We start from the raw sequence: 18048 nt of genomic DNA, 5'->3' as shown, positions 1-18048 counted from the left end.
TCTGTGTTTTATTTCAAACGAGAAAAAGAACGCAAGCTTGCAGAGTTGCAAGGCAATGCAGCCACTCCAAATGATATGGATCCTGAGCAGCAGAATTTATTGGTGCGCTTAAAGCATGACCTATCTAGCTTACGCAGCATTTTGAGCTATGAAGAGAAAGAGCGCTTTAAAGCGGAACACCTTGAGGATTATCGCCATTGGGTTGAAGGCATTTTAGATAATCCAAATGCACCTGAAGATAAGATCACCGCTGAAATGTTCATTTGGGCAGTTGATGCGGGGGACATTGATTTTGCACTGCGCATTGCAACGTATTTGATGACAAACAATTATGATTTGCCACCGATCTTTAAGACCAATAAGGCAGGTGCCATCACGGAACAGATCACCAATCGGGCATTGAATCAAAAGCCAGATACAACGCTAGAACATTTATTGGCTTTGAATGATCTGATGATGGATGAAGATATGTTGGATGCCATTCGTGCGAAGTTAAATCGTGCCATTGGTGAGTTATCAGAAGAAAGTAATCCACAGTTTGCTTTGGCAGTTTGGAAGCGTGCGCTTGAATTAGATCCCGATGTTGGAGTTAAAACACGCGCAAATAAGCTTGAAGCTGCTTTAAACAAGCAAGAAGAGACATCAACCGACAAGGTTGAATAACGAGCGTCACCACGCGGGGGCTTATGTTGGGAAGCTGATCATTGATATGACACGCGAAGTACCAGCATACAGCCCCGTCATTGGAGGATTAGGATGAGCTTCATTGGTCAAAATAGCAAAAACAGTGAATTAATGATCCCACGCTCTGGCTTTTGGCCAGGGATTAATGGTCAAAGTTTTCGTGATGCGATGCGTATTTTAGACTCTGTTAAAAATGAACAAGTGGAAATGGCATTGTTGTCCGCCCTTGATTTGGTCATTTCTGAATTACGCATCTTCAGAGCAAAGCATGCTGAGTATTTGACACTTGAAGAAGTCCCCTGTGATGAATTGGCGGGTAAAAGCCGTTATGTATTTAACTTTGAACGTGCAGTATTTAGCGAAGGTAAAGCAAAGCTTTTAGAAGATTTTCGGGACATGGATTTGACGCGTAAATCAGGTGAAGACCGCGCAAGCCTCATTACGCCAGAAGTCGATGAATTGCGCCGTGACCGATGGAATGCTGTACGAACTTTTTATGATGAACCTGATGTGTTTGCGGTGTTGGTATGAGAAAGATCATTGCCAATGGCCAACAAACCATAGATGCAGCTTTATATGCGGCCAGTGTGCCAACGTCTCAATTTGATCAAGTGATCATGATGAAAGAGAACAGACATTTGGCAATGTTGCCAGCCATTTTACCTGCGCGCACGGTGATCTATTTGCCTGAGTACAAAGCGCCAGTTAAACAAACAATAAGTTTATGGGATTGATAATGTTTAAGTTAGGACAAAAATCACGTGCAAATTTAGTGGGTGTGCATCCACATTTAGTGGCCATTGTTGAACGAGCCATTCAATTGACTCAACAAGATTTTCAAGTTTTTGAGGGTGTGCGCACAGCCGCCCAACAAAAGATTAATTACCAAAAGGGCACGTCCCAAACATTACATGGTTCACGCCATTTGATTGGCAAAGATGGTTATGCCCATGCGGTTGATTTGGTGCCATTGATCAATGGCAAGTTGGCATGGGATTGGAATGGTTGCTATGCAATTGCTGAAGCGGTTCGACAAGCATCCATTGAGCTCAATATCCCGATTCGTTGGGGTGGTGTATGGAATGCATTGCTATCTGAGACCCGCGGCATGACCACAGAACAAGCGCAACAGAAATATGTTGATCAACGCATTCGCAGTGGCCAGCGTGCTTTTGCAGATGGTCCACATTTTGAATTGCCTCTCTCTCCACAATATCCACAGTTTTAGAGGGCAGACATGGAAAAGATTGATGATACAAAAGTCATGAGCTTAGGCGCTTTTGTGGTTGCCACCATTGTTTTATTGGTGATTGCGGTACGTGATCCAAGTGCATTGGGTGAAATCTATTGGATCTATTGTTTGGCATTTGCAGGCTTGAAAGTGTCTAAAGGCATTGTGACCACATTTCAAAAACGCGATGCCTTAAAAAAGGATGACCATGAATAGTTTTGTGTGGGGATTAGGTGTGCTCGGTGTGGCTGCATTGCTGATCAAAATTGTGATGTGGCGCATGGCACAGTTAAAAAAGCAGCGAGATGAGGCAATTAAAGAGGGAAACATTGCGCATGAAATCATTCATAACGTCAAAAAAGCGAACCACATTAAAGTGCGTCATGCTCAGTTGTCTGATGCTGATCGCATTGAGCGCATGCGCACCAAAGGTTATTTACGAAGTGAGAAATGACAGTTGGTGTCTCATCTTTGATCCCATTTATGGGCATGAATTGGACACCAGTGGCACACAAGAACAATTAGAAAAGTACATGGATTTATACACATATTTTTGCAAAGAAGGCGGAAGCAATGGCAGTTGAGAGTCATCAAACAGTAACAATTCGGGAAGTGAATAAATCACTGCTGGCAATCCTAAGCACTTTTTTTGGCATCGGTATTGCCATTGCCACTTGGTATTTTTCGGCGAATAACAACCGATTGGACAAGTTTGCCAATGTGCAAAATGAAATGAATTTAAAGATTGAGAAGTTCAGCATTACCACTGAATTGACTGATCTGAAGGTCACAAAGTTGGAAAACCGTGCCGATGCATTTATGACCAAGATGAGTGCTTTTGATAAGGAACTCTCTGAATCAAAAATGATTTTGAACAACCATGACCAGCTTTTAAAGAAACATGAGAACCAGATTAAGGAGCTCGAAAAACGATGAGAAAGCTCACATCACTGACTCAAATGCTTGAACAATATGTGGATCAATCAAAATTTGATGTGTTCACAGATGAAGGCAAGATGACCAAAAGCAATGCCAAAGCGTTGGATTATCGTTTGAGTTATCGCGCCAATATTTACATTAATGATTTTGCAGGCGATGCATTGTTGTTATTTGCCGCGGTTGGGGAATGGATGAGTGAGCATGCCAGTAAAACAGGCGGTGATGAATTCATGCGTTTTGAAACGGCATTAGAACGTGAAACAGACGCATTCATTGCCATTGAGTTGCAGTTGGTTGAGAACGTATCCGTCAAAAGATTGGATGGGAAGTTGGTGACTCATGCATGCTGATTTAGGGGCTTTAAAAGATTTGATCAAAGCATTATCGCCCGTTGAACGAAAGAAGTTGGCCAAAAGTTTGGGGATGGTGGTGCGTCGAAGTGCAGGGCAAAGAATCAAGAAAAACGTGGATCCTGAGGGATCAGCATTTGTCCCACGTAAGCCACAAAAATACTCAATGAAGAAAGGCAAAATGTTTAAGCGCCTTTCGCAATTACGCAGATTAAGCATCACTGCCACTGACCAAGGCGTCAATGTGCAATATAAAAGTGGCTTAGATGGCTATATTGCAGGTGTTCACCAATTTGGGAAATCCTCCATCGTGAACCGTAAAAAACGATTGAAGCATAAATATCCTGTGCGTGAGCTGTTTGGCATCACAAACGATGATCAAAAAGCATTAGAAGATGCTGTTAAACAACATTTAGGATTTTGAGATGTTACCGTCAGACATTCATAGAAAACTTCAAAACATGAACCCTGTGGGCAAGATCGTCGCGGTTGATTTAACGACCGCGCCAGGCTTGGTGCGTGTTGAAATTGATCAGGGTGTTTATAGCGATTGGATGCCATGCGCCATGCCATTCATTGGTGGTACATGGATTTGGTGTGCGCCAAAAATCGGTGTCTCTGGCACTGTGATGATGGAAGGTGGTGAAGATGATGTATGCCGTTTTGCCCCCAATTATTTTGATGAAAGTAACTATCCCTATTTGTCTGAAGCTGACTTTAAAATCCATTTTGATAATGGCGATGAGATCCACCACAACACAGAAAGTGGCACTTTAACTTTAAACAGCTCTGCCAATGTGATTGTCAATACTCAAACCGCAGAGGTACATGCCCCCACGATCACGTTAGATGGTGACACCACCATTGAAAAATCCCTCACGGTTAAAGGTTTTACGAATTTAGAAGGTGGCTTTGCGATGAGTGGTTCAGGCAAAGCGGGCACCGTAAATATTCCGATTGATTTTAAAGTGGATCCAACCATTAATGGCAAAAAATATAGCCAGCATCATCACAGTGGTGTGCAAGCTGGTGGTGATCAAACAGGGGGTGTTGTGTGATGAATCGAATTACGGGGCATGAAATCCCTATGAACCAACACATTCAGCAATCCATCATTGACATCATCACAACGCGCATTGGCTCACGTGTGATGCGTAGAGAGTATGGATCTCTATTGCCTGAGTTAATCGACCGACCTGCAAATGATGAAAACATGATGCAACTGATGAGTGCAACGGTGATCGCTTTATCCATTTGGGAGCCACGCATTACTGCAACCTTTGTGAATTTTACACCTGTATCTAATGCAGGACTTGTCGATTTAGAGATCGCAGCAACCATTAAGGAAAGCGGTGAACAGTTCTATATGAACCAGCGCTTATTGCGTAATCCTGATGCGCTCAATGATTTTGTCAAAGGAGCATCCGCATGATTAATTTAGAAACATTGCCAACGCCAGAGGTCTTTTATGAGATTGATTATGAAAAAGAGTTATCAAATTTAGAGGCTCAATTTCGTGTATTGAGTCCTGATTATGCAACATTGGTGCTTGAGAGTGATCCCATTAAAAAATTGTTGGAACTTTCAGCCTATCAAACCGTTTTATTGAAAAACGAAATCAATGAGAAGCTCAAGCAAACCATGTTGGCATATGCCACACAAAATAATTTGGACAACATTGCAGCCAATACAGTGACGGAGCGTTTAATCATTCAGGCAGGTGACCCAAATGCCAATCCGCCCATTCCCACCATTTGGGAGGCAGATGAGGATTTACGTTACCGCGCACAAAATGCCCCTAAAAAATGGTCTGTGGCAGGACCCGCACGCGCTTATGAATTATTGGCACGTTCTGTGGATGGCAGAGTGAAAGAAGTGGGCGTACATGCGCATACACCAAAAGCGGGCGATGTGACATTAACCATTGTGACCCATGATCAAAAGGGTGTGGCTGATGAGGTATTGCTAAAGAAGATTGAAAACTATCTTGAATCTGAAGAGGTGGTGCCACTGTGTGATTCTGTGTATGTCAAGAAAGCAGAGTTTATTGATCAAGCCATTGAAATTACGGTGACGTATTACAAAGGTCAGGTGAAATCACTTGTGGATCACTCTGTACAACAACGCTTTGAAGCCTTGAAAAAGGATGTGTCAAAGCTTGGGGAAGCTCTAACACTCAATGCCATTCATGATATGGCACGCGCACCAGGTGTGCAGAACATTAAGATCATTGCACCGAAAGCAGATGTGATCGCTAAAGCGAATCAGGTGATCCGATTAACAGGGATCAAAATGAATGATGGTGGTTTCTATGCGTCCACATGAATTATTGCCCACATCTAGCACGCAATTAGAACGTGATTTAGCGGATGTCTGTGCATTATCAATGCATGATTTTAGTTATGCCGCGCTCAATAGTGCAGAGGATTGTCCGACTGAATTATTAGGGTGGTTGGCATGGTCAAGAAGCATTGAAGATTGGGATGAATCATGGCCAGAAGATCGCAAACGCAAAATGATTAGAGAAGCGCCTGCCATCAGTTTGCAAGCAGGCACTGTGGCATCCATGCGTAGAGCAATGCGCTCTGTGGGTTTTGGTGAAATTGAATTCATTCGTAGAGGGAAGCGCCAACAACATGATGGTTTGTTTAAACACAATGGCCGCATTCGATATGCCAAGCAAACCACAATGACATGGGCGCAATACATTGTGGCTTTTCAATCGCCATTGACAACTGACCAAATGGAAATGGCCAAAAGCATTTTAAATGCGACCGCCCCTGCACGGTGTGAATTGTTAGATGTGCAATATGCACGCCCCATGAAGCATGACAAAACATTTAAGCACAACGGTACTTATAGATATGGAGTGAGATAAATGCCTGAAATTTTAAAGAATATTAAAGCTGAAGATCGGCTCAAAAAGATTCGCATTGTCAGTGAAAATGATGATGTGATGGGTGGTCAGCCTGAGGCTGATGGTATGAAGGAAAATGATAACAATGCCATTTTTGACTTGGCTTGTTCAGTGATGCATGCATTAGCCGAAGTTGCCAAAGTTGATCAAAAAGCCATCCCACAAATTTTGGATGCCTTGGGTGATTCACGCACAGCGGGTGCCAGTCAGCGCATTGTGAATGAAGTCAATAAACTTGCAAAAGCTGCACAAACAGCCGCGAATCAAGCCAATGACAAAGCGAACACCGCAAATACAGCGGCAGCAACAGCGGATAAAAAAGCAGTTGCAGCACAGAATAAAGCAGATAGTGCTTACAATCTTGCGAACTCAAAACAAGACAAATTAAATTTTATAGGCACAGGACTTGTTGTAAAAAATAAAAACCCCGTTTTTGATAGTGAGATAAAAATTCAATCACTATTGAAAGATCAATATCATATTTTAATACATCAAAACAACGGATTCACGTCGATTTCTAGTGATTTACTAATATTTCGATATCGAGACTCCGGCGTATTAGCTGTTCAAGTGGGGAATTTAAAAGAAGTTCAGTATGAAATAAAATTCCCAACAAAAACAGGCACAGTAGCATTAATCGAAGATATACCATCACTGACTAATTACGCAACAAAAGAATTTGTAGAATCAAAAGCGATGGGCGTAAACCAAAAATGGACTGATGTTTCAAGTCAGAGAGATAAAGGGATTGAGTACACAAACACAACGGGGAAGCCTATTCAGCTTAACATTTATGTGTCGCATGGAGCTTCAGTACAACGATCGGTTTTTTTGTACGTCGACGAAGTTGGGTTTGCAGCAACACTAGCGGGTATTAATGCAATAATTCCGCCAAACTCTCGATATCTTCTACAAATATCGGGCGGAGCAATAATAAATGGATGGAGCGAACTACGATGAAATACTTTACAAATAAAAAAACAAGCAAAGTGTGCGCATACGAATCAATCGAAGAAGCAAAAGCATTTAACGATGATTTTGAGAATCTCGTTGAGATGACTGATGAGCAATTCATTCAGTTTAGAGACCACAAGCCAAAGGGTGGAAAGTGGACTTATCAAGGCTGGATAATTGATGATAATTTACTAAAGAAAGAGCAGGCACAAGAAGCAAAACTGATGTTGCAAAAGCTTTTAGATGAGAAGTCATCACTTCAGTCAGATATGAACATGTATCTTTTGTTAGATGAAAAAGAAGAAGCAAAGTCAGTTGCTCAAAAAATCAAAGATATTAATTCAGAAATTGAAAAACTCAAGGAGTAATAATGGAAGTGTTACGACAAATCCAAATCGGCGCTGTGCGCTATCAAAAAGGTGATGTGATTGACGTGAAGAAACTCACCAAAGAGCAAATTGAAAAGATGGTTCACGCAGGCTATTTGACGGATGGCAAGAATAAAAAAGGAGAGAAATAATGAGCACTGCATATTTACATGGTGTGCGTCTGACCATTGATGATCAGGCATATATTGAAACACGCATTATGGCCACAGATACCATTGGCGTTGTGTGTACTGCCGAAGATGCGGATCCTGAAGTGTTTCCGTTAGATCGCTGTGTTTTGGTCTTAGACATTAAAAAAGCAATTGCCAAAGCGGGGAATAAAGGCACGTTGTCAGAAACATTGCAATCGATTGATGCAGAAGTGCGTGCGCCTGTTGTGGTTGTGCGTGTGGCAGAAGGTGAAAGTGAAGAGACGATCGCCAATATCATTGGCAAGGTGAATGACAATGATAGCGTGACAGGGCTCAAAGCACTGGCATTAGCGCCCACTCAAGTGGGTGTGACACCGCGCATTTTTACCATTCCACTTTATGATAAATCTGAAGCTGTGGCCAAAGCATTGGTGGAGCATGCAGAACGTCAATATGGTTTTGCTTATATGAGCATGAGCCATTGTGAAAATATCGCAGATGCTTTGGTATACCGTAAGAAGTTTGCCAATAACTATGGCATGTTCTTTTATGGTGACATCATCAAGTTTAATCCACAATTGGCCGCAGAAGTTGAGCATTATGCGGGACCAGCATTGGCAGGTTTACGCGCCCGCTTAGATCAGGAAAAAGGCTGGCATTATTCCATTTCAAATAAGGTGCTCAAAGGTGTGACAGGTTTAACTAAAGAGGTGACATATAGCGGCATCAATGGCTATGGCACAGGTGCAAACACACTGAATGAAGCGGGTATTTCTTGCTTTGTGTTAGATGATGGCTATCGCACTTGGGGCAACCGTACCACCGCGGGACCTGATTCATCCATGTACTTTGAAGTCTTTGCACGCTCAAGCCAAGTGGCTGCCATTACTTTGGCAAATTTACTCAAAAACATGACACAAGATCAACCGATGAATCCTGCGCGTTTGGACCAGTTCAAACAACGCGGTGATGCCATTTTATATGATTGGCAGCGTGCAGGCCGTATTTTAGGTGGTGAGATTATTCTGCATCCTGAATTAAATGGTGATGATGCATTGATGAGTGGTCGCCCTGATTGGTTACTTGAATTGACAGCAGTGCCACCGATTGAATCCCCAGGATTAACCGTGCGCTTATCCGATAAATTCATTAAAAATGCTGTAGGAGGTTAATCATGAGCATTGTATTGCCACGCATTTTACGTGCGTTTGATTTGTATGTCGGTGATAACAACTATGCCGGCACATGTGAAAAAATTAAGTTGCCTAAGAACTCACCAAAATTAGAAGAGTTAAATGCAGGTGGTTTATCACGTCCACTTAAAGTGGCTGTGGGTTATGACGCGGATTGGGAAATGAGCTTTTCAACCAAAGGGTTGGATTTTGATTTGCTGGTCAATAGTAATTGTTCTGTGGATGGTGTGCCCATCATGATTTTGGGCTCATTAGGGGAAGGGGACAGTTGTACAGAACGAGCATTTAAAGCTTATTTCTGGGGGCAAATTCAGGAAGCAGATGCAGGTGATTTATCACTCAATGAATTGAGTACAAATGATGTGACATTAGCGGTTGCACGTGTTCAGTATTTCGTGGATGGCAAAGAGATTTACTTTGAAGATCCTATGAATATGATTCGCCGCGTCAATGGTAAGGATCAATTGGCTGAGCGCCGTCGTCACTTAGGGAGACAATAACAATGAGCGAACAAAAAACAGTGAGATTAAGCAAACCTATGATGGTTGGCGAAACTGAATATTCAGAGATTGTGGTGCGTGAACCGAATGTGATTGCCCTTAAAGGACTTTCATTGCACGCATTGCAATTTGGCCATACCGATCCATTGATTGAGTTGCTACCCAAAATCACAGAGCCACGTTTATCACAGACGGTCATCAAAAAGATGAGCGTTAAAGACATCAGCAAGTTTGCTTTAGTGGTCACCGCTTTTTTGGTGGATCCGCTCGATTGGGCGGAGGAAGAGGAACAGATGGAGGCATAAAGTCAAAAATGGTGGTGATCGGGCTGTCGTTCCCGTTCATCACTTATGGCGATATGTGCAACATGGAAATATCTGAATTAAATGGCTGGTATGAGGATGCCAAAACATATCAAGAAGAGCTAAAGGAGGCACGTGGTGGCTGAGTTAAAAATGGAAGTAATTTTACAAGCGTTTGACCATGTGACCTCTGTGATGCGTGGTATTGATGGCTCAATTGGTAAAACCAAGCAGAACATCAAAGATTATAAAAAACGCGTTCGAGAGCTCAATGATCGCATTCCACAAGTTGGACCATTGAGCAGGGCGCAGCAACGTGATCAACAAGAACTTGAGAAAACCTCTCGTTTAATTGAAAGGCAACAAGCGCGATTGACGCGACTTTATAAAACGCAGGCTCATCGAAATTCAGGAAAACAAATGATGGGTGCAGGTGGTATGCACATTGCAGCGGCCACTGCAATGGGTTATGGCATATCACGTTTTATGGATGATGGTATGAACTTTGATACGACGATGGGCAGAGTTCAGGCTTTAACACGTTTGCAAAAAGATGACCCGATGTTGGCAGCATTGCGGGCAAATGCTAAAGAATTGGGTGCTTCAACTTGGGCGGATCCCACACAAGTTGCTCAAGGCCAAGCATTTTATGCGATGGCAGGTTTTAAACCTGAAGAGATCATCAAGTCAATGGCGGGTACATTGGATTTGGCTAAAGCAGGTGATGTGGATATTTCAAGGGCGGCGGACATTGGGTCAAATATTCTCTCAGCTTTTGGCTTATCAGCCGATGAAATGGACCGTGTGGGTGATATTTTAGTGGGGACATTTACGCGTACGAATACAGATCTTGAGATGCTTGGTGAAACCATGAAATATGTGGGACCGATTGCCAAAGGGCTGGGCGTGAGCTTAGAGGAAACCTCTGCCATTGCTGGTGTTTTAGGGAACATTGGTATTCAAGGCAGTCAATCAGGGACAGCGATGCGTGCGATCTTCAGTCGTTTAGCAGCAGGACCGAGCATGGCAAAGAAAGAGTTGGCTAAACTTGGTATCAAAACGAATGATAAAAAGGGCAACCTTAGAACGCCAGTTGATCTATTGAGAGAGGTATTACAGAAAACAGCCAAAATGGGTAATGCTCAACGCATGGGGATTTTGAAAAGTATTGCAGGTGAGGAAGCTGCTGCGGCTTTTTCTGCATTGATTGAGAAGGGTAACTTAGAAGATTTAAATCGCATCATTGATGAGCTGAAGAACAACCATGGTGAAAGTAAGCAATTGGCCAAAGTCATGGCGGATAACTTATCAGGCGATATGCAGCAATTAAATTCAGCATGGACGGATTTTAAGATCTCTATCTTTGAGGTGAACAATAAAGGGCTACGTAATACGTTTAAATGGCTCACTAAAATCATGGTTAATATTGGGGACTTTGCTAAAAGTAGTCCAGATATCATTAGTAATTTGAGCTACATCGCAGCAGGCGTGATGGGCATTACAGCTTCATTAGGTTTGGCTAAATTGGCATGGGGTGCATTTCAGTTTGCTGTGCTTGGTAATCCCGTTGTGGCAGCCATTGCCGGCATTGGTTTGGCCATGTATGGCGTGTATAAAAATTGGGACAGCTTAGTTTGGTTTTTCACAGATGGTGTTTTTCAAATAGGGAAAGACCTGCGGAATGTATATGACTGGTTAGGGAGCTGGATTGGTAGAATCCCCATCATTGGCTCTAAGTTACAATTTGTCTTTGATATTGGCGCTAATACTATTTTGGGGATTGGCACTGCATTTAGAAAGCTTGGGGAATTCATGGGTGCAGGGGTCGCTTTTGTCGTGAATGCCTTTAGGGATTGGGATTCCTCGTTTGCGGTATTAAAGTCCTCTGTGGCGGAATTTTGGGATGACATGGTCAAGTGGGCACAACCAGCCATTGATAGAGTCATGAAAATATTGCAGCCGTTTTTTGATGCCTATTATGCGATTGTCGGGAAAAAAGATACGGCTATGTATGACAAATTAGACATTGAAAATAAAACAGGTTTGACCTATGGCGAGTTTGGGACTTTAAGTCCAGAAGTGCAATTGAAAGCAATTGGCGGCAATGCACCTTTAAATGATGCAGCTCGTCAAGAAGACTATCAACGCATATTGCAAAACCGCATCAATGGGACTGGCAATCGTACACAAACCAACACATTCAAGATTAATATTACAGCGCCAAGCGGTGATGCATCCGACATTGCTGAATCGGTTAAGCGTGGCATTGCCAGCGTTACCAATAAAAACAGTGCATTTTTAGGAGATGTAACGTAATGAAAGTTCAAATGGTTTGGGGATTTTTCCCCTTTGCTTTGGAGTCATTGCCATATGAGCAGTTTACAAAGAAAACGGGCTATAAATATGCAAGTAATTCACGGGTGGGCACGCGTGATGCCCATCAATTTTTGGGTCCTGGTGATGAAATGGTGGTGTTGTCGGGCAAACTTTTACCCATGCTGACAGGCGGGCGCAATGTGTTGGAAATTTTGCGGTTACAGGCAAGCAGCGGGCAGGCATTTCCTTTGATTGAAAGAACGGGCAGAATTCATGGCAATTATATTTGTATGAATGCTGATGAAATTGCCCGTCAGTTTGAGCACACAGGCGCACCGCATATTGTGGATTTTACCCTTGAGTTTAAACGGGAAGGGGATGATCTACTAGGTGCATTGGGTGTGCTGACAAGTCAGATTGGGTCGTTATTATGATGTATTTATTCACCATTTTTAACTCTTTCCCATTCTTGTTTTAAAAGTTTTTGAGTACATATATTTAGTTGTTCACTTATTAAGTCAAATGTTTTTTGGCTACAATCATATGTATATTTTGTAGTATTATCAGGATTGTTATCATTTACTACATTGTTAATTTTCTCGAATTCATCTTTGAAACATGTATCGTTCTTAAGCAAAGAATGATGTGCTAGATCTAACATAATAATGAAGTTATCAGTGACTTTATCATTTTTTGTTCTTGCCTTGTTAGAGACTAAGAGAATTATGTAGTAGTAGAGAGCAATAGTTTTATTTTTGATATCATTTATGGTTTTTGCATCATCTATAGGTAATGGATTAGTGAGTTTAATTGTATTTTCTTTCGCTCGATCGACAGAATTGAATAGATCTATATATTCCGCCATATGTTTACGCAAATCGTTTATCCAATCTTGTCTATTTTTAGATAAAACCTCAATATTTACTCGAAATCTATTTTGTTCTTGGACTCCTTTGAGTGCTAGTTCAGCGCCTTTATATGCAAAAAAACCTATAATCAAGGCATTGATAACTGTTCCAATTTCAATATTTATAGCTGTTGTTGTTACAGGGATTTTCCCAAAGAAAGCATTGCACATCCAAAAACTTACAATGACCATGCTTATGGTAAGTATTATTAAAGAAATTTTTTTAAACCAACGCCAATTATAATTTTTATTTTCCATTTTATTATCCTTAAGTAAGTGCATAATTAATATTAACCCTTCATTATAAGTAACTACTATGCTTTTTGATACCAAAACACCACAATATGCCATTACTGTTGATGGAAAGAACATTACCAGCCGCATTAATTCGCGCTTATTATCCCTCAATTTGGTTGATAATCGTGGCTTTGATGCTGATACATTGACGCTCGTGATTGATGATAGCGATGGTCTCATGGCGTTGCCAAAGCGTGGTGTTAAAATCAATGTGAAGATTGGCTTTGGTGCATTGATTGATCGCGGGGATTTTGTTGTGGATGCGGTTTCACATACAGGCGCACCTGATGTGATCACCATTTCCGCCAATTCTGCGGACTTTAGAAAGAAGCTTTTGGAGCAGAAGAACAAGGCATATCATCAAAAGACCATCAAAGAGATTGTGGAAGCGATTGCAGGGGAGCACAAATTAGAATCCTGTGTGGCTGAGGAGTTGGCCAACATTAAAGTGCAGGATCGTCAGCAGCGCAATGAGAGTGATGCCAACTTTTTAACGCGTTTGGCTGAAGAGTTTGATGCAGTGGCCACGGTGAAAAAGGGTACCATCTTATTTTTGAAGCGTGGGGAGAGCAAAACAGCCAGCGGCCAAGAGTTGCCCACAATCATCATTACCCGTAATCAAGGGGATAATCACAGTTATTCTGTGAATGATCGTGATGCTTATACGGGCATTAAAGCAAAATACACAACTACTAAGAACGGCGTGCGTAAAGAGGTTTTGGTGGGCGATGATGAGCGCACAAAGATGCTGCGCCGCATTTACAAAACGGAAGGTGAGGCACGGGCAGCGGCAGAGAATGAATTGAAGCGGGTACAACGTGCAGCTGCATCATTTTCGTTTACGCTGGCGATGGGTCGCCCTGAGCTCATAGCAGAAAGCCCAGTGAAAGTACTGGGCTTTAAGGCGGAGATTGATTCACAAAATTGGATTGCTACTCGTGTGACTCATAACCTTGATCAGAGTGGTTTAACGACTCAGGTTGAAGTGGAAGTGAAGACTTAGGGAATTCTTTTTTATTATTTTTTTCTACAGATAGTGCTTTAATTTTTGTAAGTCTTTCTTGTTTATTATGTCTAGCGATATACCAATCATCTATCAATATTTCTATTAAACCTATTAGTTCTTGAGCCTCTATTGGTTCAATGTCAATAATAAGATTTATATCCTTTTCAGGATGAGCACCAAGATTTCCTATTGATTTTAATCCCATGATTGCACTATATACATCATGATCAATTTTATCTTTAATTGCTTCAATTTCTGCATGTAGTGTTTTTTTGTTAGTGATACCATGGAAATCTCTAATCATTGATTGTAGACAGCGGCGGGATAATGTTGCAGATGCTTTAGGGGATAAACTCGCTATTAGTTGTGCTTCTCTGTAATCTTCTTTTATTGCTTTAGGTATATAAGTTGGGAGGTCTTTAAGAGCGGTTTCATTACTTGGTTCAATTAAAAGTTCTGAGTAGGGAAATTTTAATGCGGTATGATGTATGATACTTTTTTCCATATTAATTTCTACCTTTTTACAAGAAGGGTTGGGACATGGAATGACATTGAAAACTGCTGAAAATAGATTGTTATTCTCATCTTTATAATCAATTGTAGTAGATTGATAATCATCTTTTTTTATATATGATGAAACCATGCAAAATGGACAAACTCTAGATTTAGACATACATTTTACCTATATAATATTTATTAAAAATAGCCAACTATAGTTAGTTATTATTCAAAAATAGTAACTTTTTTTGTATCAAAAAACACAGGAAGTAAATCTAATTCCTGTGGTGTGAGTATTTTATTTTTAATCAAATAGGCTTTAAGTTTTTCTTCATTCACGATGCCATCTTGGATAAAGTTGTCACGGTATTTATCCCATGCCTTAATAACCTTATCTTGTTCAGGTGTTATATTGCCAAGAGCAACAGAGATATTCATGGAAGGAGAGTTAGTATCTCTACTACTTACCCCTTTGCCATATACATCATAAGTTAATGAGCCAACTGTTCCTATGATGCTCATCTCTTTGGGATAAGGGTGTAAAAAAACTTGGAAATATTGGTAGTCTTCTGATGATTTTAAGTCTTTAGCAGCTTGAATTAATGTTGCGATACGTTCAGCTTCACTCGTAGTATTCGCATATATATGAACTTGACCCCTATGATAATTTGCAAATCCTGTATTACGTTTATTAATCACGTTATAATTTTTTGCTAATGATAAATCATATTTAGGTTTTATAACATTTTGTTGTGTGTATGTAACATCTTGATGATTTTCATCATAGTTATCAATTAATACAACAAGACCAGAAACTGAAATAATAATAAAAGCAATCAACCCAACTGTATTATTTTTTTTCTTATGCTGTGTAGTTACTACATTCGATTGGCCAGAATGTGGGCTTAATAAGTTGTAAAAGCTCTGTGCTTTTTTCTTATCTTGAATTTTGAGTATATGGTGATTAATCCCGAATGATGTACCTAAAAATCCTGATTTGAAGGGTGATAGTGCAATGTCATCTAAGTTAATAGCTTCAATACTTTCACTCATTAATTTCTTTTGAACAAAAATGACTCGTTTATCTGTGGCCACAACTAGAAATCTAGCATTTTTAATGTTTGCGACCACATAATCATGAATCACTTCATCTTGTAACAATGCATTATTCAATGATTTAAATTCTTTTTGTTTATGTATTTTTTCCATTAGCCTTCTCTCATCTATTTTTCAACTTGGATTAATGAGTTTTATTAATGTTGGTTTTACCATTAGTAGATTTTTGTTTATCTGCTTTTGGCTTATCTGTTTTCACGTTGCAACGCTTCTTTGATTTGCTGATTCTTCCATCATTACATATGAACCTGCCATCTGTGGTGCATGCTTTAATACCACCAGCACCTTTACTACATGGCATGTTTCTAGCATATGACAGTGGCAGAAAAGATAGGCTTAATAATATTAATAGTGCATATTTTTTCATGCATCCTCCTTTGGGTTTTTCTAATCCTTCACGCACCGATTTCTAAACAATGTCACAGGCTCAACATGCACAACGCACCCGATGATGTCAAAGTCATTCGGTGGGTTCTTCATATCAATCGTGAACGGTTTATAAAGTGGGTTAGTGCTAGAAATTTCAATGATTTTATTGGGTAGCTTTTGCACGCTTTTAACGATCAAATCACCATCGATTCTGAGCACATAAATCCCATCATTAAAGAGTTTATTTGCAGTATCAATGAGCATGACATCCTTATCATTGATGACGCCAATCATAGAGTCACCACGGGCAGTGATGGCAATTAAATCTTTGGGATTGACCTCTAAATATTTTTTAACCCAATACTTACGATATGCCAATGAGAACTCATAGGTTTCTTCATTAATGGCTGATCCATGACCTGCTGCTGCAAATACTTTATAACGAGGCACAAAACAGAATTCTTCCAAATCAACTAAATGACCAGCGTTGTCATAAATTTTGGGCTGTGAGCTATTAGATGGTATGCCCGTAATAATATATTGGATATCACATCCAGCCTGGGCAATTCGCTCTAAATAACTACTATCAGGTTTACGTTCATTTTTTTCATAATTCATTTGAGCGTGCGCACCAACACCTGCTATTTCAGCAAAGGCTTTTTGGCTCAGTTTTAATGCATCTCTTACTTCTTTGAGTCGTTCACCGACAGTTGTCATTTGGTTCACCTTAATAGATAAATGTAACATTCGTTAATGTTAATATTGACTTTGAATCATTTGACAAGTATTATCCATCTGGTAGTCATTTGGTAAGACGTTAATATAGTCATTCGTTAAGTCACTTGGAGTATTATCAATGAAAAATAAGCTTTTTACAAGCGAGCAAAGGAGTGAGCAAGTTCGTGTATCCATCACGAAATCTGAGTTAAATCAGCTCAGAAACATTGCAAATAGAGAGAAGCGTCCAGTTGCGACTGTGGCTCATGCTTTATTAAAAAAAGCAATTGAAGAGTACAGCTGCAAATAACACATTTGGAGAGTATGTGAATAGATCAGGAACCGCTAATTCGTATAAATGTCCACAGTGTGGTAGCAGAGCCAAAATTGTCACCACTAAAGTGATCACGACACAAACGAGGGAGAAGTATTACCAGTGTACAAATCTGCATTGCTCATCCACGTTTGTGACCTATGAAACGGTTGATCGCTGGATCATTAAAACGAAATCTAATTAATTAAAACTTAAGGAGAAAAAATTATGGCTTTAGTTAGTCAGGGCACTTTTTTACCCATTAAAAATGTATCTCAATGTTTAGAGGCAGCACACTTGGATTTTAAACGCGTAGCAAAAGCAGTGCGCGGCCAAGCTTTAACATCCATGTTTATCAACTATTCAAATGATATACAGAATTTTGTCCAACAAACATCACAAATGACAAGTTCTGAATTATTAAGACAAACGACAAGTTCTGCAGTGTTAAGTGTGCTTGAGTCTGTGCGTCATCAATATTACTTAGCGGCGGATGAAGTGGCGGATCAAGCATTCACCATTCATTTGTTGAAGTCTGCCATCTCAATCCATGAATTGATGAAATCCATTAAGAAGGGTGCATCTCAGGGGGTGAATCATGACTAGTTATGTGATCAATATTACCAATGGTTTAACGCTCAAAAACATCACAGATAACGAGCCCACCATTATTTTATTCACGCGTAGCCACTGCACATCTTCTAAGAAAATGCTGCACATGCTCGATGAGTTCAGCAAACGTCATTTACACATTGCATGCGTCAATGTAGACATCAGCCCAAACAGCGTCGGGAAGAACATGATGCACCGCTTCAATATCAAGGTTGCACCTTCTTTTGTTGTGTTCAAGCAAGGCAAAGAGGTGAACCGCGGATGTGGCTACACACAGTTTGTGAATTATATGACGAGTGAAATGTAA

At 40.5% G+C, this 18048-nt stretch carries 31 protein-coding genes; 26 read left to right on the top strand and 5 right to left on the bottom strand.

Going from position 1 to position 18048, the window contains the following annotated elements; genetic code table 11:
• Window positions 1–3: 3 nt before the first annotated feature.
• The 21 genes from gpM (at window position 4) to B9T10_RS02245 (ending at window position 12340) form a co-directional block, all read left to right on the top strand.
• Window positions 4–663: a phage terminase small subunit gene (gene gpM / locus B9T10_RS02340; protein ID WP_018122050.1), complete on the top strand. Its 660-nt coding sequence runs from the start codon at window positions 4–6 to the stop codon at window positions 661–663.
• Between the two features lie 93 nt (window positions 664–756).
• Complete coding sequence (locus B9T10_RS02335) at window positions 757–1215, top strand: head completion/stabilization protein (protein ID WP_018122051.1); 459 nt, start codon at window positions 757–759, stop codon at window positions 1213–1215.
• Window positions 1212–1418 carry a tail protein X gene (locus B9T10_RS02330; RefSeq protein ID WP_018122052.1) on the top strand — a complete coding sequence of 69 codons (207 nt, stop codon included), beginning with the start codon at window positions 1212–1214 and terminating at the stop codon, window positions 1416–1418. Before B9T10_RS02335 ends, B9T10_RS02330 begins: the two co-directional genes overlap by 4 nt.
• A 2-nt stretch (window positions 1419–1420) precedes the next feature.
• Window positions 1421–1912 (top strand): M15 family metallopeptidase, encoded by a 492-nt coding sequence (locus tag B9T10_RS02325; RefSeq protein ID WP_018122053.1) that lies wholly within the window; start codon window positions 1421–1423, stop codon window positions 1910–1912.
• Between the two features lie 9 nt (window positions 1913–1921).
• Complete coding sequence (locus B9T10_RS02320) at window positions 1922–2131, top strand: hypothetical protein (protein WP_018122054.1); 210 nt, start codon at window positions 1922–1924, stop codon at window positions 2129–2131.
• Window positions 2124–2369 carry a hypothetical protein gene (locus tag B9T10_RS02315; RefSeq protein ID WP_094537703.1) on the top strand — a complete coding sequence of 82 codons (246 nt, stop codon included), beginning with the start codon at window positions 2124–2126 and terminating at the stop codon, window positions 2367–2369. The genes B9T10_RS02320 and B9T10_RS02315 overlap by 8 nt, the downstream gene beginning before the upstream one ends.
• 119 nt (window positions 2370–2488) lie before the next feature.
• Window positions 2489–2851, top strand: a complete 363-nt coding sequence (locus B9T10_RS02310; protein ID WP_018122057.1) for a hypothetical protein — start codon at window positions 2489–2491, stop codon at window positions 2849–2851.
• The gene (locus B9T10_RS02305; RefSeq protein ID WP_018122058.1) at window positions 2848–3204 is read left to right on the top strand and encodes a phage tail protein; all 357 of its coding nucleotides are present in this window, start codon (window positions 2848–2850) and stop codon (window positions 3202–3204) included. The genes B9T10_RS02310 and B9T10_RS02305 overlap by 4 nt, the downstream gene beginning before the upstream one ends.
• Window positions 3194–3628 carry a phage virion morphogenesis protein gene (locus B9T10_RS02300; RefSeq protein WP_094537702.1) on the top strand — a complete coding sequence of 145 codons (435 nt, stop codon included), beginning with the start codon at window positions 3194–3196 and terminating at the stop codon, window positions 3626–3628. The genes B9T10_RS02305 and B9T10_RS02300 overlap by 11 nt, the downstream gene beginning before the upstream one ends.
• A gap of 1 nt (window position 3629) precedes the next feature.
• Window positions 3630–4262, top strand: a complete 633-nt coding sequence (locus tag B9T10_RS02295) for a phage baseplate assembly protein V (RefSeq protein ID WP_018122060.1) — start codon at window positions 3630–3632, stop codon at window positions 4260–4262.
• Window positions 4262–4636 (top strand): GPW/gp25 family protein, encoded by a 375-nt coding sequence (locus tag B9T10_RS02290; RefSeq protein ID WP_051063859.1) that lies wholly within the window; start codon window positions 4262–4264, stop codon window positions 4634–4636. The genes B9T10_RS02295 and B9T10_RS02290 overlap by 1 nt, the downstream gene beginning before the upstream one ends.
• Window positions 4633–5529 (top strand): baseplate assembly protein, encoded by an 897-nt coding sequence (locus tag B9T10_RS02285; protein ID WP_018122062.1) that lies wholly within the window; start codon window positions 4633–4635, stop codon window positions 5527–5529. Before B9T10_RS02290 ends, B9T10_RS02285 begins: the two co-directional genes overlap by 4 nt.
• Window positions 5516–6082, top strand: coding sequence for a phage tail protein I (locus tag B9T10_RS02280; RefSeq protein WP_018122063.1), 567 nt, complete (start codon window positions 5516–5518; stop codon window positions 6080–6082). Before B9T10_RS02285 ends, B9T10_RS02280 begins: the two co-directional genes overlap by 14 nt.
• Window positions 6083–7081, top strand: coding sequence for a hypothetical protein (locus tag B9T10_RS02275; RefSeq protein WP_094537701.1), 999 nt, complete (start codon window positions 6083–6085; stop codon window positions 7079–7081).
• Window positions 7078–7443, top strand: coding sequence for a hypothetical protein (locus tag B9T10_RS02270; protein WP_094537700.1), 366 nt, complete (start codon window positions 7078–7080; stop codon window positions 7441–7443). Before B9T10_RS02275 ends, B9T10_RS02270 begins: the two co-directional genes overlap by 4 nt.
• Before the next feature lie 2 nt (window positions 7444–7445).
• Window positions 7446–7595, top strand: a complete 150-nt coding sequence (locus B9T10_RS10150) for an NUDIX hydrolase (protein ID WP_018122066.1) — start codon at window positions 7446–7448, stop codon at window positions 7593–7595.
• A complete protein-coding gene (locus B9T10_RS02265; RefSeq protein WP_018122067.1) occupies window positions 7595–8767 on the top strand; it encodes a phage tail sheath subtilisin-like domain-containing protein in 1173 nt (390 codons plus the stop codon). The genes B9T10_RS10150 and B9T10_RS02265 overlap by 1 nt, the downstream gene beginning before the upstream one ends.
• A 2-nt stretch (window positions 8768–8769) precedes the next feature.
• The gene (locus B9T10_RS02260) at window positions 8770–9288 is read left to right on the top strand and encodes a phage major tail tube protein (RefSeq protein ID WP_063503952.1); all 519 of its coding nucleotides are present in this window, start codon (window positions 8770–8772) and stop codon (window positions 9286–9288) included.
• 2 nt (window positions 9289–9290) lie between these two features.
• The gene (locus tag B9T10_RS02255; RefSeq protein WP_063503953.1) at window positions 9291–9593 is read left to right on the top strand and encodes a phage tail assembly protein; all 303 of its coding nucleotides are present in this window, start codon (window positions 9291–9293) and stop codon (window positions 9591–9593) included.
• Between the two features lie 135 nt (window positions 9594–9728).
• Window positions 9729–11906, top strand: a complete 2178-nt coding sequence (locus B9T10_RS02250) for a phage tail tape measure protein (RefSeq protein WP_143695664.1) — start codon at window positions 9729–9731, stop codon at window positions 11904–11906.
• On the top strand, window positions 11906–12340 hold the full coding sequence (locus B9T10_RS02245; protein WP_063503955.1) for a phage tail protein: 435 nt from the start codon (window positions 11906–11908) through the stop codon (window positions 12338–12340). Before B9T10_RS02250 ends, B9T10_RS02245 begins: the two co-directional genes overlap by 1 nt.
• A gap of 5 nt (window positions 12341–12345) precedes the next feature.
• Here B9T10_RS02245 and B9T10_RS02240 read toward each other — a convergent pair whose 3' ends face one another.
• Window positions 12346–13071 (bottom strand): hypothetical protein, encoded by a 726-nt coding sequence (locus B9T10_RS02240; RefSeq protein ID WP_094537698.1) that lies wholly within the window; start codon window positions 13069–13071, stop codon window positions 12346–12348.
• A 58-nt stretch (window positions 13072–13129) separates the two neighbouring features.
• Here B9T10_RS02240 and B9T10_RS02235 point away from each other — a divergent pair, with 58 nt between their 5' ends.
• The gene (locus B9T10_RS02235) at window positions 13130–14113 is read left to right on the top strand and encodes a contractile injection system protein, VgrG/Pvc8 family (protein ID WP_094537697.1); all 984 of its coding nucleotides are present in this window, start codon (window positions 13130–13132) and stop codon (window positions 14111–14113) included.
• Here the strand turns inward: B9T10_RS02235 and B9T10_RS02230 are convergent.
• The 4 genes from B9T10_RS02230 to B9T10_RS02215 are packed head-to-tail and all read right to left on the bottom strand — an operon-like array spanning window position 14043 to window position 16816.
• Entirely contained in the window at window positions 14043–14789 is a 747-nt protein-coding gene (locus B9T10_RS02230) for a DUF4145 domain-containing protein (protein WP_094537696.1), read from the bottom strand. The genes B9T10_RS02235 and B9T10_RS02230 overlap by 71 nt on opposite strands.
• A gap of 50 nt (window positions 14790–14839) precedes the next feature.
• Window positions 14840–15823: a DUF4875 domain-containing protein gene (locus tag B9T10_RS02225; RefSeq protein WP_094537695.1), complete on the bottom strand. Its 984-nt coding sequence runs from the start codon at window positions 15821–15823 to the stop codon at window positions 14840–14842.
• 31 nt (window positions 15824–15854) lie between these two features.
• Complete coding sequence (locus B9T10_RS02220) at window positions 15855–16097, bottom strand: YdcA family protein (protein ID WP_094537694.1); 243 nt, start codon at window positions 16095–16097, stop codon at window positions 15855–15857.
• 20 nt (window positions 16098–16117) lie between these two features.
• Window positions 16118–16816, bottom strand: coding sequence for an XRE family transcriptional regulator (locus B9T10_RS02215; protein WP_179220619.1), 699 nt, complete (start codon window positions 16814–16816; stop codon window positions 16118–16120).
• 139 nt (window positions 16817–16955) lie between these two features.
• On the opposite strand from B9T10_RS02215, the gene B9T10_RS10145 reads away from it, so the two are divergent.
• From B9T10_RS10145 to B9T10_RS02200, 4 genes are read left to right on the top strand one after another with little or no spacing between them, the layout of a single operon-like run.
• Window positions 16956–17126, top strand: a complete 171-nt coding sequence (locus B9T10_RS10145; RefSeq protein ID WP_018122078.1) for a hypothetical protein — start codon at window positions 16956–16958, stop codon at window positions 17124–17126.
• 16 nt (window positions 17127–17142) lie between these two features.
• Entirely contained in the window at window positions 17143–17334 is a 192-nt protein-coding gene (locus B9T10_RS10350) for an ogr/Delta-like zinc finger family protein (RefSeq protein WP_018122079.1), read from the top strand.
• 23 nt (window positions 17335–17357) lie between these two features.
• On the top strand, window positions 17358–17735 hold the full coding sequence (locus B9T10_RS02205) for a hypothetical protein (protein WP_094537692.1): 378 nt from the start codon (window positions 17358–17360) through the stop codon (window positions 17733–17735).
• Entirely contained in the window at window positions 17728–18048 is a 321-nt protein-coding gene (locus B9T10_RS02200; protein ID WP_063503962.1) for a thioredoxin family protein, read from the top strand. The genes B9T10_RS02205 and B9T10_RS02200 overlap by 8 nt, the downstream gene beginning before the upstream one ends.

It is taken from the genome of Wohlfahrtiimonas chitiniclastica (genome assembly GCF_002252325.1).
GTDB lineage: Bacteria > Pseudomonadota > Gammaproteobacteria > Cardiobacteriales > Wohlfahrtiimonadaceae > Wohlfahrtiimonas > Wohlfahrtiimonas chitiniclastica.
The sequence above is the reverse complement of the archived record's forward strand: the minus strand, read 5'-3'. Positions and strand labels throughout refer to the sequence as shown.